Source organism: Nostoc sp. ChiVER01 (assembly GCF_034531155.1).
Classification (GTDB): Bacteria; Cyanobacteriota; Cyanobacteriia; order Cyanobacteriales; family Nostocaceae; genus Nostoc.
Window position 1 is genome coordinate 1 of sequence record NZ_JAVRBS010000025.1, and the last position, 19,699, is coordinate 19,699.

The window sequence follows — 19,699 nt, forward strand, 5'->3', positions numbered from 1 at the left end:
CTGCCCTCTGCCTTCTGCCTTCCCCAACCAAGATCACCAAAAGTTGCCAAGAACCGATAATCTTGCCGAAAATTAAAGGATAATCTTGCCGCAGTGGCCATCTTATCCTTTAAGTGACACTAACTACCGTGATTTTACTTGCAGCGAATCACACTTATCCTTAAAGTTACAATCCTCACTCAAACCAGTTAGGGCTATCGCGGATTTCCGTTGCTTTAGTTTTGCCCAACAAAACCCGTGCAATACGGAAAAAATGAGTCGCCATTACTAGACGATCATCTAAGTTACCAACAGGAATTTCAAACACCTCAAAACCAATATTGCGTAATTCCTCCCTAATGATGCGATCGCGTTGTTGTCTTTCCGGATCGCCATGCAGGTGTCTACTCATCCCATCTAAGTAAATACAAATTCCCTCAGAACGTTCCGAAGGGTCTTCATAAAAGAAATCTGGTGTTGTTGTTCCCAATGGTCTACCCAAGTCGATAAAATGTTGGGCTATGGGGTTGGGAAATCCTGCACGAATAAGCATATCTCGCAAAATGCTTTCTTTGTCGTTAACTGGTTGTTCGTCTGTGTTATCTACTACTGGTAGTCCCGATGGGATTTCGTGACTAAATTTCAGCATGGAACCCCATTTATCTAGCTTTTTAGCTGCTTCATGGCGATTTAAGTGACGGTGATAATGGGCGTTGCGAAATGTATGCAAACAATCTATACAAGCTGTCTCGCAAGCGGAGGGGCAATGTTCTACTACCTCTTTTGCTGCTGCAATCACTTCCGACCAGCGAGATATAATTTGGTCTAGCAAACCAGAACCTCCGGGCATGGGGTCATAAAGTAAGGCATTGACGCTTTCCCGCCCCGGTTGACCGATGATTAAAATTTGTAGGTCATCGATTTCCATATCCAAAACGTTGGAAGCCCCAATGCGAATTGCTTCGACGATGCTGTAAGCTTGTTCTCGATTGTCGCAGTCTTGGAAAGAGAGAGTATCTGCCATGACATCGGCAAAAAAGCCAGTGGGTTGTACGGTTTGTCCGCACCTTTCTAAATGTTCTTTTGCAAATGCCTGTTTATCGGCTTCTGATGCCAATGGGGAACGACTTTGCCCGCAAACTAAACAAACTGGATACCCCAAACCTCCAGGAGTGCGGATAATGTTAGCAGCACCGATGTTAACTATTCTTAAATGCACACCCCGGCGTAATTGGATCGTTTTATTGCCCCAAATATAGGCGTGTCCTCCGTTATGGCGATTTTGTTCGTAACCATACAGGGAAACTGCCATTTGGAACCGATAATCTTCATCATCGCTAATTTGGGACTGGTGCGGTAAATCAACATCGCAGATGGGAATTGCCCGCAATGATGCTACTCCTAATCCTGCCCCAGTTCCTCGAACTTCTGTACCAATTTCCACAATTGCTTCGTTGGCAATATCAACTTGAAATAGTACTGGTTGCTGTTGCGGTTCTAAATGGAAGAAACGGGGAATGAAACGGTTGCCATTGGCGTAAATTAAGTTACCTGGTACGTATTCCCGTAATGCGATCGCACTTGGACGTGGTAATTCAAAGTCGGAGATCCATCCGCCAAAGTGTCGGGGCACTTGGGTGGTTGCTAGTACAGAACCAATATCTAAGCCGTATCCTGGTAAAAAACCTTCTGCTGCTAAAACGCTGTAGGTGTTGGTGTCGTCGTACCCTTCTGCTTCTCGTTTTTTCTTCGATTGGATGCCCTTGAGTTTTTTCACCAAGCGATCGCACCTTTGCCTCAGTGCTTCTTCATCGGGGTCGAGGGTTCCCTTGCGTTGGCGAACTTCGTCGAGTAGTTTCATCTGTGCCAGCGCCCATTGCAAGCGTCGCCATACTCGCTTAATCACCTCCGTTAGCTTTTCTCCTGTTTGGCGAATGTACTGCTGCAAGGCATCATCGGATACTACAACGGCATCAGTTTTGGGCCATCCCTGCCCAAAAATTTCTTGCAAACGTTCAAAAATTATTGCTTCATGTTTGGTAATAATTGTAGCCAATACACTGACATCTAGCGGAGAGGGGCGGACGTTGCCATTTTCATCAAATAGGTAGTTTTTAACTTGGTTTGGGAAACAGTGTTGAAATGCTGCTTTAATTTCTTCACGATCGCCAGCAGTAATAGAGGTAGCAGAACGCACCAATTGATTAAGGATTGTCAGTATGGCTGCGTGGACGTGCTTTTTCACCATTAACGAGTTGCGGAGGTTAAACCGGGGTGGAGTTACTACTCCTTGCAAAAGTTTGAGGGGGTCGGCATAATAGGCGCGGTCATGGCTGGCTTGACGGGCATAGGTTAAATTAACTGCCATGCGATGCTGACGACCGGCGCGACCGGCACGTTGTTTGTAGTTGGCGGGTAAGGGCGGTACGTTTCGCATTAAGACAGAATCCAGTCCGCCAATATTCACTCCTAATTCTAAGGTGGGTGTGCAAACCAAGGTATTGAGGATTTCACTGTCACCTTTGAACATACGTTCCAAGGTTTCTCGTTCGGGAGCGGGAACTTGGGCTGAGTGTTCACGGGGACGCAACATGGTAAATTGTTGGTCAAGTACCATTAAGTTGTAATCATCAGGATTTTCTGGCTCAAACTCTATCTTGCCGTTGCAACGCCACGCCATGCAGGCCATACGGGGAGTAGGACGCAAGTGAACGCGACGACAAGTATTGCAGCGATAAACACCTTGGTGGACTGTTAAACGTAATTTGTCAGCATCAATTTGACGCACGCCTGCACAACGAGGTAATGCCCGATTGCGGTTGCCTGTTAAAGTTACTGTTACTAAAAGCTGTAATTCTTCAGTTAATAGTTGCCATAATTCGTCATAAAACTCGTTGATTAATTCTTTATCAACTCCCCATTTTTTGGCGACTTGGCGGGGTAAGGTATCCCCTTTTTCACTCAGCCATTGTAGGGCGCGGTTGGTATCGTCGCTAGGCGCACGTCTGAGTTTTAGTCCTTTGGGAACACCAGACATTAAGGGTAAGTACCCACGTTGAATTTCAAAATCTCCTGCTTGCCAGAATTTTGAGAAAATACGTCCTTCTCTATCAAGTAAAATGTTACTGCGGCGGGTTACATCTAAGAGTGAGGCAATGCCTTCAACTAAGCTATTTTCAGTAATACCAAGTAGTAGCGACCATTTAGCAGCAAATTCTAATTGGTTGCATAAACCTGCGTACTCAACTTTCAGCCTTCCCCAAGGTTCTAAACCAATCCGTTGTTTTACACCAGTGGCAATTTCTCGTAATACTTGAATGCGAAGAAAGTGACGGCGTTCTTCGCTGTGTCTGACACCTTCGGCTTCTTTACGGGCGACACGCCAAACTTCAGGAATTAAGGCACGACTGAGTTCGTCGTCTGCTTCTAAAATATCATCAAGGTAGGCAGTAAGGTCGCCTACGGAAACAGCACTACTTTTAATGCGATCGTACATCAGCGATCGCAATCTAAATCTTCTAGCGTGGTCTTGCATCCATCCTGCTTGAAACGCTGCATCCTGGCGATTATCGGCAAAGACTAGCAAGCGACGACGTTCGGCATGGTGGATCATGTTCTGTGCCAAAACGTGGACATCGGAAACTGCTACGGCGCGGACATTTCTAGCAGGTTCACGATAACCTCCAGGTGCCAAGCGACCAAGGGCTTGACAAGCAACGCAACTTGTGAGTTTACCTGGGGCTTTATCTTTTTGCCTGACTGCGAGTAAGGTGACTAATTTACCTTCCCGTCCGCAACCGTCACAGCGATTAGCGGTTTCGGAGTGTAAAGTGCCACAGTGACGACACATATATAAAGGAACAGTGGAACTGGGATAATTAGCATCAAGTTCTGCTGTCTCGTCTTCGTCATCAGTGGTAATTAAGCGGTCAAGGAGGACAACGCGCTTCCCTCCATTTTCTGGTGCGAGAGGTTTCCAGATTACGCGCTGGTCTATTGCTTGTCCACCACCAGGAAATTTACCAAAGAAACTAAAGTCACCAATGTGATGGGTAAAATAGTGCTGACCGCAGGTGGTACAGGTCATGACTGGAAGGCGAAATAACTCCTCAATAACTTCACTCCTAGCCTGGAGGGAGTTTAATTTTTTTTGCTCTCCTCTGTTTGCGGGGGAATTGAGGGGGGTATCATCTTTGGTGGCATCTTCGGCTGATAACCACAATTTGGGACGTTCCAATTCTGGGGCAAAGGTGACGACAGCGCCACTAACTCCGCGTATAAAACCGTGAACCACGGGGCGCAATAAGGGGCGATGTTGTTTGCGAGAAGCCGCGCCGAAGGCTAACCAGCACAAAACTTCTTCTTCCGAAACTTTACGCCCAACGCGGTTTACTAAGTCAGCAATAAATTCTGCAAGCAGACGGGGTGTTTCTAAGCTTTGGGCAATTTGATAAACAATTTCGTTGGCGGCGAGTTGTTCGTAAAGGTTTTCTTCCCAGTTAGTTGCATCGATGAGGTTTCCTGTCATCGTTGCAAATGCTGCTTGTACAAGTTCCCCAGCCTTGTCTCCACCTTCGACGGCATTTAGCACATCTTTCAAGTGTTGGGCGGGATTTCCTGGGAGGGCTGTGGTAATTTGTCGGAACTCTGCCCACAAGTCGGGTTCATACTCTTCTTGTACCATGACCACATTTTCTGGAGGCACCCCAAAGAACCGCGCTGCAAAATCTGACCCAGCATCTGCACCGCTTTCTGCGTCTACAATGGTGGCAGATGTGGCAATACAGGTGGTATCTGTGGTTCCTTTACCGCAAAATGCCCGTAAGCGGCGAATCAAACAAGCGGTTTCCGCCCCCATAGCACCTGTAAAAGTGTGGGCTTCATCAAAGACGAGAAATTCCAGCTTTGCGCCATTAAATAATTCCACATCTCGCTGTCTGGTGAGCAGCAATTCTAATTGATTGACGTTGGTAAGCAGGATACGGGGTTGCTTCCCCTTTGTTCGCATTTCTTCCCGCGATACTCGTTCTTCGGCGGGGTAGACGGCGTAGGTTTGTTTTTCGCGTTTGGCTTTTTCGAGTTCTTCTTGGTAATCGAGTTTAGAAGCACCATCTCGAAGTTTCTTTCCTGGTGCGTCGGAGGTGTTTTCGGGAGTTTTGCCCACGTACATCCCGAAAGTCACACCGCTACCTGCGAGTAATTCCCGCAAACGTCCCAGTTGGTCTTCGGCGAGGGCGTTCATGGGGTAAACTATTACGGCAACTATGCCTGCGGCTGCGCCCTCATCTCGTAGTTGCAGGCAACGACTAATAATAGGATAAAGGAAAGTTTCGGTTTTACCGGAACCTGTGCCAGTGGAAACTAGGGTTGTCTTTTTGACTGTGATGGCGCGAATTGCTGACTCTTGATGACCGTAAACGTTGGGATAGGGGGCAATTTGGGTGAGATGGGGATGTAAAATGCCTTCAGAAATCAGGTCAGTGATTTTCGCACCTTTGCGGAAGCTGCGGCTAAGGCTGATGTAGGGGCCTTTAAATAAAGGTGTGGCGCGTGTTTCCTCTAGGTTAAGGAGGATACGCATTTGTTGGTAAAGATTCTCGTCGGCGAAGGGATAGGCGGTGATTTGATAGCGCAGGAAGTCGCTGACTACTTTTTCTGTGTAGACGATGGGGTTGAGCATGGGGTTGTGTCTATCTTTTGCCGACCGTGTTTAGTATGTCATATTTATTACTTATCTACCAATGATTACTATGGAGGTGAACTGAGCTAAATTATATCTCTTCTGTTGGTTGGTCAAATATGCTAAGTTGCACCGAGTCGGGGGAAGAATTTTTGGTGCTATCAGGATTATTTTCTGTCTTCAGTTGGTCATTGTTAACAAGCGATTTCTCTCCCAAGAGTAGTCTTAAATTCTCTGCGTGACGTTCGCACTCTTCCCAAGACTCCTCTGCTGTACCTTCTAATTGCCAAGGAAGAAATCTTTCGCCTAATCTGGATGCTACGGGTTGCGGTTGCATTGCGCGGTCATCATGACCTAAGTGATAATCAGCTAATCTCAATGTTTCTGGTAGCATCCACCCTTCACCATCGTTAAGGTTGAGGAATGCTTCTAATCCGATTTTTTTTAATTCGTGAAAGGCGACGAGGGATAAGACGGTGTGGCGGAGTTCGGGATCTTTTTCTTTATCTACGCGCCAGAATGCTTTAGGTTCGAGAGTGCGAGCAAAACTTTTATCGCATACTTTATTCGCTGGATAATCACAATCTTGCAGAATCCAAGCTAAATCATCTATTTCTAATCCGTAGAGTTCAGTAATAACTGCATCTAGGATACAGCGAAGTCGGAGCCGTTCGTATTCTGTAAGAGCAAAAAATTGTTTCCAATGTCGAGACCTTAGTTTAAATTCATTGTTTAGATTTAACCAATGTGATGCATATTTAACATCACAAATAGCTAACTGAGCAGAAAATAAATAAAGTTTTTGAGGAATATTTTTAGGACTTAATACGGCAGTATCTTCAATTATAAAAAGATTAAGATGTGTACCTCCCATCCGATTACGAAGATGATAGTCATACACAAAAGAATTTAAGCAGCTTAAAAGGCCTATACTTAATTTACTATTTGATGTTTCAATTATTTCTAAAACTCCTAAAACATTCCCGCAGGGAATTGCTTCAAGAACCGATGCTATCATTGTGCGTTCATTAGTAGCATTTGATATATCTCTAAATACTAATTTTAAACCTTGAAGATATTTTGAAGTAGATTTATAAGTATTTAAGCCCATAAGAAGTTGTGGTAATATCTTCTTTTTATTCCATTTGATAGCTTCCCAATTTGCACGATTTCCACTACCAGAAACATAACCTGCTGCACTAAAATCAAATTGCCAAATCATTACTCCTTGGTAAAAAGGTAGGGCTACGTCTTCAATTTCATCTATTTTAATTGCATAACTGCCGTCAATAGAAAAAATCAGTCCTTCAGAACGCTTTAGTATTGAATGAGAATTTTCATAAAGTTGCCAATTACCTTTTAGCCAGTGGCCGTACTCATCAGGGTAATATCCATTTGCTTCCCATTTAGTTCGTGATGGAAAAAGTCTAACATCTGTATTCATCATGAATTCAAGAGTATACCGGATTTGCCAAGCATTTTGACTTTTATCTCCAAGACGAACAGAGTTGCTATAAATTTTATTAAGTACTTTTAAGTCTTGCAGGCTTCTAATTTCCAATATAGCTTTTGTATTTGGACTAAAACGAATAATATCTGTAACTGAGATAGGAAAATAATATTCAGAATTAATAATATTCGATTCTAATTCGTATGCTTCAGGCGAATCTCCTGCTCCTAATCGAAACCGAGTTAGAATAGTAGATGTACCTCCTCCTTTTTTGACAGTTAACACAACAATCTTGTTTCGATGGTCAATGCTTCTAAATATAAAACGCTCATTTTGGAAGACATAAAGGTGTGTCCATTGACACTGGTTTAAGAAAATATTACGCAATTCGCTCATTCCCTTGACGGTATAGATTCCTGGAGGAACTATCAGGCTAAAAATTCCGCCATTTTTAAGCAGTGCATGGCAGAGTTCAAGAAAAAGCTTTTCAGTAAAAATTCGACCTCCACCTTGATATTGAAAGGGATGTGAGGGGTCAGCATAACTTTTGCGATTAGTTCGATTATCCCGCCAAGCACTATGTAAATTTTTACTCTTTCCTCCTAAATTAAAATTTGTGCCCCCATCATTCTCATCGCCAAACGGAGAAAATACATTTCGTACCCAATTGGCGTAAGCTTTAAACTTACTGCAATAGCTCAACCATTCTCTTTCAACTCCATCAACATCACTGAACATCCGTTCTATAGCTGTCAGTGCTTCTAATCGACCATAGGTGCGGAATAAAGGGTCATAATTGGAGAAAAATTCTGCTGGATTTGGCTGTAAATTCTCCCAAGGAGGATTGCCAATAATGGCATCAAAACCACCTCCCGAAACGGCAAAAACATTAGGAAACTCTAGCTCCCAGTGAAAGAATCTATATTCCTCAGCTAATTGAGCCACAATTTCCCTAGTTCTGGAATTAGGATCTGAAAATTTCAAGGGAAGAGGAGCATCATCTATTTCATCAACATTCCAAAACCAGGTTGCACACCAAGTATCAAAAGCTTCTTTGACAGTAGCAAAAGCACGGTTTTGAATGATTTTATTAATGTAAATTTCTGTACGCTCTTTTGTTTGGTTAATTTTGAGAGAGTGTATTTCATCAAGAACTTGGAGAGCTTCATCATGAATAATTTCTGGTGTTTTTCCATCTACTTGCTCAAATAAGGACTGTTTGCCCTCAATCCAATCTCTAAGCTCAGTTTTAAGACGCTTGTTTCGGATTTCTTTAATTGCCTTTGTCCAAGTTTCTTTCTGATAATTAACACCGCGAGTGTGGTTTTTATCCCCTCCTTCTCTTTCCCAAGCTAAAGTAGGATAATCACGAAAACGGTCAAACCAGCAACCCACCAAAGAGTTACCACACTTCAATTTATGGTCAACAAAGCTAAAGGGAAGCCTTCTGTCCATCGTCTCCACCCACAGTGATAAACGGCCTAGTTCTACCGCCAAGGGATCGATATCTACACCGTAAATACATCGTTCCACGATGTAGCGTTTCAGTAACGCTTTCAGCCTACCTTCAAAGTCTGGGTGGTCTGGCAAAACTGGGAGTGTCTCTTCCATTAAAGAATTTGTGCCTGTACCATCGGCAAGACGGCATAAGCTGTCATTTCCATGAGCCTCAATGCGGTTATGGTAATGTAAGCTTTCGTACAAAGTTTCTGTCAAAAACCGCAATGCTGCTACCAAAAATGAACCAGAACCCATAGCAGGATCACAAACTTTGAGAGCAAGAATTTCCTCTGGTTTCTTAGGGATTGGCGATTCTTTTTCATACACCAAAGCTTGTAAAGTGCGGCGAGTGGTGGGAATCGCTAGTTGGGGGCGAGTGTAAAATGTTCCAGAACCCTTGCGTGTCCCTCCCCAACGTACTAAAAACCATTCTCCTGGTAAAATAATCCTGACAATCAGGTTGTTTGCTACCTTACTAACTGCCTGTTCATACTCCGCCAAAGCTGCTGCTTTCTTACTTCGAGGCTTGGCGACCAGTTTACCAGCTTTCACCGCACGGACTGCCCATTGATAGGCGCGTTCCCGTAACTCCTGTACCAAGTCCCCATCTGCTTCTAACTCCTCTAACTCAGTCTCAGCCGGAGTTTCTGCTTCTATTTCCTCAGTTTCTTCAGTTTCGCCCTCAATTTCGGCAACTTCTTCTTCCTCAGCCTCTTCCTCATCCTCACCCGTCGCCACTTTTGACTTCTGCTTGAGCTTCTCCACCAGTGCAGCTAAAGCCGCATCATCCATCCCTTCTAAACGTGACAGGGGTAAAGCTGGTTGATCGCCTAAATTGAGGAATAATATTGGTTCTTGTTCTCTAGCGCGGCGTAACTCAAAGTCCAATAAACCTTCGTAGAGTATACCGATATACTCAGATGACAGGTCAGAAAAATCAACTGGAGCTTCTACCCAAGTGCTGCTGCGCCCTTGACGGACTTTTACCTTGCTGCGAGACAGTAATTCAAGTATCCGATATACCACCGCGTCTGAGGGTGTTTGGTCGGGATTTTCAAATGCAGCCAAAGCGCGTAATATTGGGTCTTTAGCTTCAGCATCACCAGGAGTGAACAACCCGCCACCGTAGCGGGGGATGGGCATTTTTTCGTGGCTGCACCCAAAATATACTAAGCGAAACAGCGCCAGCAAGCGCGACCATGCACTGTAACCATTTCGCAAGCGATCGCCTGCACGTCCCCCAGAAAGACGTTCTAGTTGTTCTCGTAACCCACTAATACTGTAAGAATCGTAATAAATTTGGTTAGTGCGGTCTAATAAATCACGCGCCTCGGCAAACAAAATCACCACACAGCGCATAATCATGCGAGTAGCGGCAATGTAAATATCACGGCTAGATACTGGATTGTCGGCGGTTTCTAAAGGTGTTATGTCTTTGGAACGATCTGCGATCGCAGGTGATGATTCTTTAATTAAAAGTTCCACCGCTTTTCTGACCCGTTCCCCCAAGACATCAGACAGTTCAGCCTGTCCTTGGCGTGAGGCTTGGATTGCAGTAATTAAAGGACTAGGTTTGTTTTCTGCTACTGGATGTAAGGACTGTTCTCCAAGTAACAACCGCAACGCCAATACTTGTAACCCTGGTTTACCTTCTTCAAACCACAGGTCAATGTCCCACTCACACCAAGCATCATAATCTGACCCAGCGTGAATCAATCGCCATTGTCGCCCATTGGTCAGCAGGGCAATTTTTTGATTAGCCTTCCGCAACCATTCAATTACACGAGAAACTGCACGCCGTCCTTTACCAATCCCCAACCTGGAGAAAACATCGGTATCGAATACAGGTAACACCCCGCCATGAGGATCTTGCCAAACCCGTCGCGGTCTAATTGTTTCACCCGTAATTGCCCGTTGCGACCAGCTACTATCAACCGCGTTGCCTTTAATCCACCAATCTTTCGATAGTTTGAGGACATCTTGTAAAACAGTATCCAGTAACGTACTAATATCTTTATCTTCTTCACTATTACGAACACGGGTAACATCCCGGCGTAAACGGTCTTCTATATAACTCGGTAGTGGCTCAATATCTGCTACAAAAAACTCAGCCAATCTTGATGGTGCAATTAATAAACCCCCATGTTTTAAAGAAGCCCACCAAGCAGAGCGGTCAATGGCTTGCTCTAGGGTATAAATCATTGCATCACCTCTGGCAGTCGGATTTCTACTGTAACCGGAAATACCTGAGCTTGTCCGCGCAGGCTATAGCGTTTCGGCAAAATTTTCTCCAATACACGAGATTGCTCAAGCTGTAAAAAATTTAATAATTCTTGATAGTGTTTAAGACGTAATTCTAGCTCTTTATTCAAGTCACGCAACCGTTCTTCTTGTTCGCGCCGGTGTTCAGGAAGAAAGCTAAGTTGCTGCATATCAGCTAATAATTTATCAACATCCTTTTTAATCTTTTCTATACTGGTTTCTTTCATCGCTTTTTCTACTTCCTTGAGGCGAGATTTAAAGCGTTCGGTTTCTTCTTTTAATGCAACTTTACGCTTTGCTTGGAGTTGAGTTTCTAGCTGCTGGGTCAAATCAGCAGCCAAATTTTTTAAAATTTCTCTCACATCTGGAGAAATTTCATCCCATAAATCTTGTGCCTGTTGAATTGCAATTTGTTCTGGTTGACCCCCAGAGGGACAGTCTGCACCTGCGGGAAGATGGGGTAAAATTTCACCTAATTCGCTATTAATAATCGGAAATCTTACCGTTCTTACCCAATGATGAAAGGGTTCCCGTAGTTCATTAACCGCTAACTCTTCTACCGTTAATAACAATAAAGCATCAGCCTCAGATGGAATTTCACTATAACGCACAGTCCAACGACTAACGGACAAATTATCAATTCCCCCTGGAAATCTAGCCCTAGCAAACATGGCTAAAGCTTGGTGAAATAGTGGATGTCCCAGGTGTAATAATACCGTATCTTTGGTAGGTCGAAATACAGGACGATTATTGCGATTTTGGATAAAAAGTTGTGGGTCAAATACTAAAGCTGGTAACGCCCCTGGTTGACCATTATCAGTTTCTAAGCGCAAGTGGTCATCAATCAAAGGTATCCACTTTGGTGGAATAGGTGAACGCAATCGCAATCTTCCTTGATCATCAGGCGCTTCAAACCGAGGTAATCCTACACCCAGACCCAAAGCGATTTCTAAGGTACTTTTTAGCGTTTCTGGGGTTAAGTCAATCTCTTGTTCAAATTGTTGCAGAGCTAGTGTTTCTTCGCTACCTGTTTCTACCTCTGGAACACGGGGAATTTGGGTGCGTCCTTTGCGCTTTTCTACCGCCTCATCTAAACCGCGTACTACTGTATTTGTATCTTCTAAGTCTGTAAATCTGCGCTGGAATGCAGCATCAAACACTTCCCCCATCGAACCGAGTTCTTCGCGGATGGTATTTACTTTACTAACAACGTGTCCCAAAAACTTCAAATCGGCATCATCTTCGCTAGTAAAATGAAACACAATCACATCTCGTGCTTGTCCGTGGCGGTCTAAACGACCATTGCGTTGATCCAAACGAGCGGGATTCCAAGGAATATCGTAATGTAATACCAAATGAGCAGTTTCTTGTAAATTCAACCCTTCTGATGCTGCATCAGTGGCAACCAGAATGCGAATTTGGTCATCAGGATCATTAAAAGCTTGCTTAATTTCTTCCCGTTGCGTGTCACTCATCCCACCAAATAACACCCGAATTGCTTTTGGGTCTTTTTTAAAGGTTTCTTTGAGACGGCGTTCGAGATAATCCAAGGTGGTTTTATATTCGGTAAAGATAACCAGCCGATTTTCCTTCACCCATTCGTTACCGTTGCGGAGATATTTTTTAATTTCCTTGAGCAAACGTTCCCAACGTTCATCGGCTTCTGGATTAGGTAAAAAATCTTCGTGTTGCGAAATAAGTCCCAATTCTTCCAGAGCAACATCAATACTAGCTACTTCTGCGGTTAAACGAGATAGCAAAGGTTTAAACCAAGCACCTGTCGTTTTAGCAGCGTGTTGCAGACGGCCTTCTACTTCCCGGTCATCATCAAGGTCTTCCAAAGTTGCTCGTCGCGCTGCTTGCACTTCCGCCAGTTCTGCTGAATCTTCTTGCTCAATACCAGCTTTAAATCTATGCCAGGAGTGGGCGAAGGTATAGGGACAGGACAGCAAGCGTTTATTGAGAACTTCGATAGCGAAGAATGCGGCTATTTGTTCAGTTCTTTTTGAAGATGCGATCGCAGATTTTACAGCAGCACGAAACTCTGCAAAGGCTGTGGACAAGTTTCTCTCTTCCGCACCGAAATATAGGGGAATTGGTTGAGGAATGCGATCGCAAAATCTTGGTGTACGTCCTGCTTGTTCATCCAGTTGATTAATTTCCCGCTTCAGACGACGCACTACAACTTCTGATATTCGTTGTTTAACTGCGTCTGTAAATTCGCTAGTTTGAGTAAATCGCACTGGGTCAAGTTGTTCCAGCAAACCAGAAAAACAACGAGTATGACCGTTGTGAGGTGTAGCAGTGAGAAATAGCTTATGCTCAAACCAAGGAGAAATAGCCCGCAACATTTGAGATAAATCGCTATCATCACCAAAGTTTGACGGCATGAGGTTATGGGCCTCATCGACAATTAATAAATCCCAAGGTAACTGTGCAGAACCTTCTGGCTGACTGCAAGCAGAACGAAACTGTTCTAAAACATCAGGCTGGCGTAAATAATGGTAAGAAGTAATAATACGCGGGTAAGTCCGCCAAGGGTTAGCATCTAGCCCTAAGCGTTTCTGCAAGGCATGAGTTTCCTCACGGTCGATGACATCAAACGTCAGCGAAAACTTAGTTTTCATCTCCTGCTGCCACTGCTTACGGAGGGCGGCAGGAGAAATAATTAACACCCGTCGAATGCGGCGACGTAGAAGTAATTCCGTTAAAATCAAGCCTGCTTCAACTGTCTTCCCTAGTCCAACGTCATCCGCCAGTAATAAAGAAATTCGAGGCATACGTAGAGCTTTCAGCAGTGGCACTAATTGAAAATCTTCAATCTGCACTGCGCCAAAAAATGGTGAGGCGATGGGAGAATGAAGTTCTGGCGTTGTGCGATCGTGGTTGAGAAAAGGAGAAAGTGCCGTCCACCGTGCTGCCCGTTGTAGAGCATCAAAGTCAGTTGCAGGCATGGGTGGTTGTGTTGCTACTTGGGGAAGGGCTGTAGGCTCCAGCAATGTGGCGTTTACTTCCCGCTCCCAAATAATACTATCTTCAGCTATACCATCTGAGTCAGTGTATTCTAAACGAACAAGGTGTAGCTGTCCTTCTGGTGTACCGCCGAACGGTTCAACAGAAGCAACCAAAGCACGGCGGTTGCGGACGGTGGCAAGCATACCCACTTGGGGAATTGTTAAATTTTTACCTGTTTTTTTAGTGCTTGCCGTCATTTTGCTCTCATCCTTTGTCGGAGATTTGCTTGACCCACTATTTTAGCTACTGGAGGTTCAAATAGCCGGAGAGTTGATTAAGTATTAGTGATACATAATACAGGGCAGAAGGGAAAATATTACAATATTCAAAATCATTGAAATTTTAGGTTGCTTGCTCTTATGCTTTGAAGTGTGCGGTAATTTTCTTAGTAGTATTTATGAACTATTTTTCGAGTGCATTATTCAATAGACTTCATGGACTTGTAATAAATTAGAGTCATTTAAAAGTTTGAGATGAGCAATCCCGATGATTTGACTGAGATTATTAACCGCATTACCGCAAGAATACACACTGAAGCGGACATAGAAATTTTACGTAGGTTACTCATAGCAAATGAACCGCAGGTTCTAATGAAGCTTGGTAAATATAACGTAAATATAGGAGAAGGAAAGGCTATAACTATTGGCGATCGCACCTATCAACGTTTTGATGTTGAAGCAATCGAAAGACTCGTAAGAGAAATTTTGTCAGCTAAATCCACAAATTTAATTAATGTCCTCCACCTTTCTGATTTACACTTTGGCACAACTGATAACGCCCGTACTTGGTATGCTCAATTAGCTGAAGATTTACGCTACGAATTAGGGTGTTCCCGTCTTGACGCACTCATCATCTCTGGTGATATCGCTAGTAAGTCTACTCCTGATGAATATGCTGCTGCTCAACTATTTATAAACCGTTTATCTCAAGAATTTAACCTTGAATCGCAGAAGATTGTAATTGTTCCTGGTAATCACGACGTTAACTGGCAATTAGCAGAAGCGGCTTACTCCAGAATTAATACTGAATATTCTCAAGAAGGAATTGAGGAATATTTAACAGATGAAAATGGAGAATTTATTGAGGGTTTAGATAAAGAACAATATAAACAACGTTTTATTAATTTTAGCCGTTTTTATGAAGTTATCAAAGGAGAACTTTATCCCCTAGAATACAACCAACAATACAGTTTACAGCATCTCCCAGAGCAAAATTTGCTGATTTTAGGGCTAAATTCCGCTTGGCAGATAGATCATCGTCGTAACAAATATCGTGCAAGTATCAATTCAGAAGCACTCAGCAATGCTTTGAGTTTAATTCGCCGCAATCTAGCCTATGAAGATTGTTTAAAAATTGCAGTTTGGCATCATTCTCTCAATAGTATTTTCGGCGATCGCATCACCGATAGTGGCGTAATGGAGCGTTTAGCTAATGCTGGATTTCGCCTAGTTTTGCATGGTGGTATTCATCGGAATGAGAATAATTCTTATCGCTATGAATATAGTACTAGTGGGCAGCAGATAAATATCATTGGTGCTGGAGTTTTTGGCGCGTCACTCCAAGAATCAGGTTCTGGCTACCCTTGGGAATATAACTTTCTCAAAATAGAGGCTAGTAAAGTAACTGTTGAAACGCGTCGCCGTGATGGAGCTAATGAAGTTTGGAAACCCGATACACGATGGGTAAAAGAAGCAGGAAATAAACCTTTACCTAGTTATGAAATTTTTTGGAATAATATATTGTCGGATAATTCAGATTCAATAGATACCATAGTTACAAATCCTCCAGATACTTTATCTATAGGTGAGTTAATCAAAGGACGCTATCGAATTATTAAAGTTTTAAGTGACCAAGATAATAATAATTTTGCATTATACCCTCCAGAATTTGAAAAATTAATTAATCAATTTTTGATTAAAGATGAAGCTCTACCAGGTGAACCAATTGCCATATTTAAACAATTTACATCTAAAAATAGAACTATTTTACTGAATAAAGATACATCAATTTGGCAGAATGCAAAATTACAATTCGAGAACCAAGCCATAATTTTAGGTAAAATAGGTGATCACTCAAATTTGCCCCAACTTTTAGATTATTTTGAATTTCAAGAAGCTTTTTATTTAGTTTGTGAGCATATTGATGGTCATACACTACAACAAGAATTACAAAAATCTGGTTTATTGAACGAAGTTAATATCATAGATTTTCTTCAAGATTTTCTGCCAATATTAGAATATATTCATGGTCAACAGGTAATCCACAAAAATATTAATCCTACTCAAATAGTTCGTCGTAACCAAGATAGAAGTCTATGTTTAATAGACTTTGGAATAGCATCATTGCTGACCTCCAATCAGTCGATTTTTATTAGTGGAACCCCTGGTTTTGCAGCACCAGAGCAAATGGCAGGGCGTTCGGTTTATGCTAGTGATATCTATGCTCTTGGTGTCACTTGTATTTATTTGTTAACTGGTAAATTACCACGTCAGTTTGAGTATGATGCAGTTTCAGGGGAAATGTTATGGCTCTATGAGGTAAATATTAGCAATGAACTTGCTGAAATTTTGCAAAAAATGATAGCTGTTAAAGTTAGAGAACGCTATCAGTCTGCCACTGAGGTATTGCAAGCTATTCGACAATTGACCAATTATGATCAAATAATTACGCTGTCACCTGAGTTTGAATCCAAATTTATAGCATATAACTTATTACAAAATATATCGTCAGATTCATTAATAATTGGTGGAGAATTAGAAGTTGCGATTTGTCTCACCTTATTAAAGGATAACAACACAACATACATTCTAGAAATCTCCCACAACGAAGTCACTGGAAACGAACTCAACATATTTCTCACTGCCCCTGGCTTCCAATTCAATAGTGATAATGCTACAAGCTTACCCCTTGACCTCGACACAGCCAATATTACCCAGAGCGCAACTTTCAATCTTACCGCCCTGCGATCAGGACGCACCAAAATCAAAGCAGAGCTTTACTGTGGAGAAACTTACAAAACTACTCTCGAAACCGAAGTAGAAGTTACCGCATTTGAAGGCACAGAACTACGCCCACTAATTGCTGCCCGATCGCGCCCCGTTCCCCAACCAGATATAATTCTCCAAGCACGTACTACTTGGAACGCAGATATATCCGCGTGTACTTTCAATTATCACATCGATAGTTATCAACCACGCCTGCTATTTGCGGATGATGTTGACTACAATTCGCAGTCTTTGTCTGCTACTTGGGTCGAGCGATCGCACTCATTATTAAAAGCTACCCTTGAGGAAGCAGCAAGTAGCCTCAGAGAAGATTTCCGTTCTCGCCTTGTTTCTCTCGGTCAGTATTTGTTTCAATCCTTACTTCCAGAAGAACTGCAAAATACTTTTCGCACCATAGCCAGTTTTAATCAGCCTTTCACTTTACTAATCTTAGCTGACCAGGATGCTTGGTTTCCTTGGGAACTGTTGCATGATGGGCAGAAATTTTTAGGCGATCGCTTTATTATTGGTCGATGGCTTTGGGAGTTAGAAAAAGCACGACCCTATGAGTTTCCTGTGGGTGCGGTCAATGTTGCCCATTATGCTAGTGTGGAACAAGCGGAACTTTGGACTGAGCTTTTGCACTCATCAGGCGCACCGCCGCCAATTTCCATGCAAGCTGGTATATTTAATGATATTACTTTGTTTGAATCAATACGTGGCTTGCATTTAATTCGCTATGGTCAATCTGTGGACACAACAAACCGCCAGGATGCGCCAGTGCGGGTGAATAGCAGTAGCGATATTCAGGATATTGAGCGTGAGGTGCAACCAGCCAAACTGAGTCTGCGGCGCAATCATCCCCTTGTATCTTTGAGTTATCTAAATGCAGGACAAGCGGAATTAACAGCATTAGAGCAAACCTGGGCTTTTACCTTTGTCAGAGCAGGTTGTAGTGCCTTTATTGGTTCTCTCTGGGCGGTGCAACCGAATGTGGAAGCAGCTTTTGTTAGTGCTTTTTATAACAGCATTTGGGCAGGGCAAACTTTGGGTGTGGCGTTCCAAACAGCTCGTAGATTGGCTAAAACCGTTGTACCAGAATCCTTAGACTGGCTGGCTTACGTATTATTTGGTGACCCAATGGCGCGTCCTTATCGACCAGTACAGGGACAGGGCTATGCGGTTGTGGAACCCATTGGTCAAGAAATTGACGACCCAGTATCCCCAGGAAGCACAGTCAGGTTTCGCGTTAGCCTGCGCCGTACTCCTCCTGTATGGTACGAGAATCGTTTAATGGAGGTGGCTGAAGATTTAAGTTTTGATGATTTACGTGTTTTTATCGTCACGTCCGGATTGCAGGTTACTCCTGGTGATTCAATACTTATGACGCGCACAGCTACCGGAGATTATTTAGGTTGGTTTACACTTACTGCCCCTGCTGAGATGGAAAGTCGCTCAGTTTTAGTTCAGGTTTACTTTGAGAATGGGATAGAACCTGTTCACAATTTGCGGTTTTCGTTGAAGGTTGGGGAACAGTTATGAGCAGAGGAACTGTGAGTCCAATTGTCACGCCAGCTGCTTTGGAAATCGTAATTGACGAAAATAAATACTGGATTGGACGCTGGGATTTTACCAGACCTACTGATAAATTTTTGGAAACTTATACAGAAGAAATCTTAGACATCTTTGATGCTTTAAGAATAACTATTAATCAAGAAAAAAGCCTCAAACTAGATGCGGATTTATGTCATAAATACTTAATTAAACTAGCTGAATGGGGACGGATAGCTTATCAAGCATTTTTTGGTGAAGATAGACCAAATAAAATCCTCACCAGTCGCTTAAATGAAAATGTAGCTCCAACCTTTGTTTCTGAAGTTACGCCCTTTCCTTGGGAAGTTTTGTTTGAGGGGAGTGAAGAGGACTACGAACAGGGAAATCCTGAGAAGTTTTGGGGACTGCGCTACACCCCGGCTCGAATTCTCAACCCAGAAAAAGATATCGCAGATTATGTTTTGGAGCAAGCCCAACCTTCTGATATGTTATTTTGCTTGCATCATAGGTTGCTTCATGCTCATAAAAAAGAAAGGCCAGAAATTGAAAGATTAGTGAGGCTGACAGCAAAAGACCGTTTTACGTTGTTGGGTACAGCTTGCAATTTGACTAATGGTAGATCCGGCGATCCCTTAGGTGATGATTTACTTAAATATCTTTACAAAGCTAGCCATAATATGTTGCATTTTGCTTGCCATTGTAAGGAAAGTAAACTGGGTGATAAGCTGCTGATTTCTTTTATTCAAGATGAAGAGATAACAGAAAATGGCTTGGTGCTAGAGTTGGAAACTTACAAATTTTTGTTGCGCCAGGGGAAATTTCTCTGTCAGCCGTTGGTGTTTCTTAATGCTTGTCAGTCGGCTGGGGGTGCGGATGAGTTACGGAGGACTTTCAATTTACCCAAAGTGTTTATTCAGCATGGTGCGGCGGCGGTGATTGCTACGGCTTGTCCGGTTCCGGATATGTTTGCGGCGGCGTTTGCGAAGGTGTTTTATGAGTTTTTTCTAAGGGGGATGGTGGTCGAAGATGAAATAACTGGTGAGGTAGTTGTTAAAATTATGACAATTGGGGAGGCATTACAGGCGACGAGGTGGTATTTTTTGAAGGAGTTTAATAATCCGTTGGGGTTGGCTTATGGTGTTTATAGTCCGGCGAGTTATCAATTAGCGCAATCAATAGCCTATCCTTCCTCGTGATTGGCAGTTCAGCAACCCGTTGAAAGAACTGCTTCAGCAGTAATTACGATGCCAATAATTTTGCTGGTCGATTGCCTAA

General features: G+C 43.0%; 5 protein-coding genes. 2 read left to right on the forward strand and 3 right to left on the reverse strand.

The annotated features are described in order from the left end of the window. Window positions 1-175: 175 nt before the first annotated feature. The 3 genes from RMY00_RS26515 to drmD form a co-directional block, all read right to left on the reverse strand. Window positions 176-5,659: a DEAD/DEAH box helicase gene (locus RMY00_RS26515; RefSeq protein ID WP_322650400.1), complete on the reverse strand. Its 5,484-nt coding sequence runs from the start codon at window positions 5,657-5,659 to the stop codon at window positions 176-178. Window positions 5,660-5,750: 91 nt separating this feature from the next. Beyond that, window positions 5,751-10,811: an Eco57I restriction-modification methylase domain-containing protein gene (locus RMY00_RS26520; RefSeq protein ID WP_322650401.1), complete on the reverse strand. Its 5,061-nt coding sequence runs from the start codon at window positions 10,809-10,811 to the stop codon at window positions 5,751-5,753. Next, entirely contained in the window at window positions 10,808-14,083 is a 3,276-nt protein-coding gene (gene drmD / locus RMY00_RS26525; protein WP_322650402.1) for a DISARM system SNF2-like helicase DrmD, read from the reverse strand. The genes RMY00_RS26520 and drmD overlap by 4 nt, the downstream gene beginning before the upstream one ends. A 276-nt stretch (window positions 14,084-14,359) precedes the next feature. Here drmD and RMY00_RS26530 point away from each other — a divergent pair, with 276 nt between their 5' ends. Further along, window positions 14,360-18,412 carry a protein kinase domain-containing protein gene (locus RMY00_RS26530; protein WP_322650403.1) on the forward strand — a complete coding sequence of 1,351 codons (4,053 nt, stop codon included), beginning with the start codon at window positions 14,360-14,362 and terminating at the stop codon, window positions 18,410-18,412. Continuing rightward, window positions 18,409-19,620 carry a CHAT domain-containing protein gene (locus RMY00_RS26535; RefSeq protein WP_322650404.1) on the forward strand — a complete coding sequence of 404 codons (1,212 nt, stop codon included), beginning with the start codon at window positions 18,409-18,411 and terminating at the stop codon, window positions 19,618-19,620. Before RMY00_RS26530 ends, RMY00_RS26535 begins: the two co-directional genes overlap by 4 nt. The last annotated feature ends 79 nt before the right edge of the window (window positions 19,621-19,699 follow it).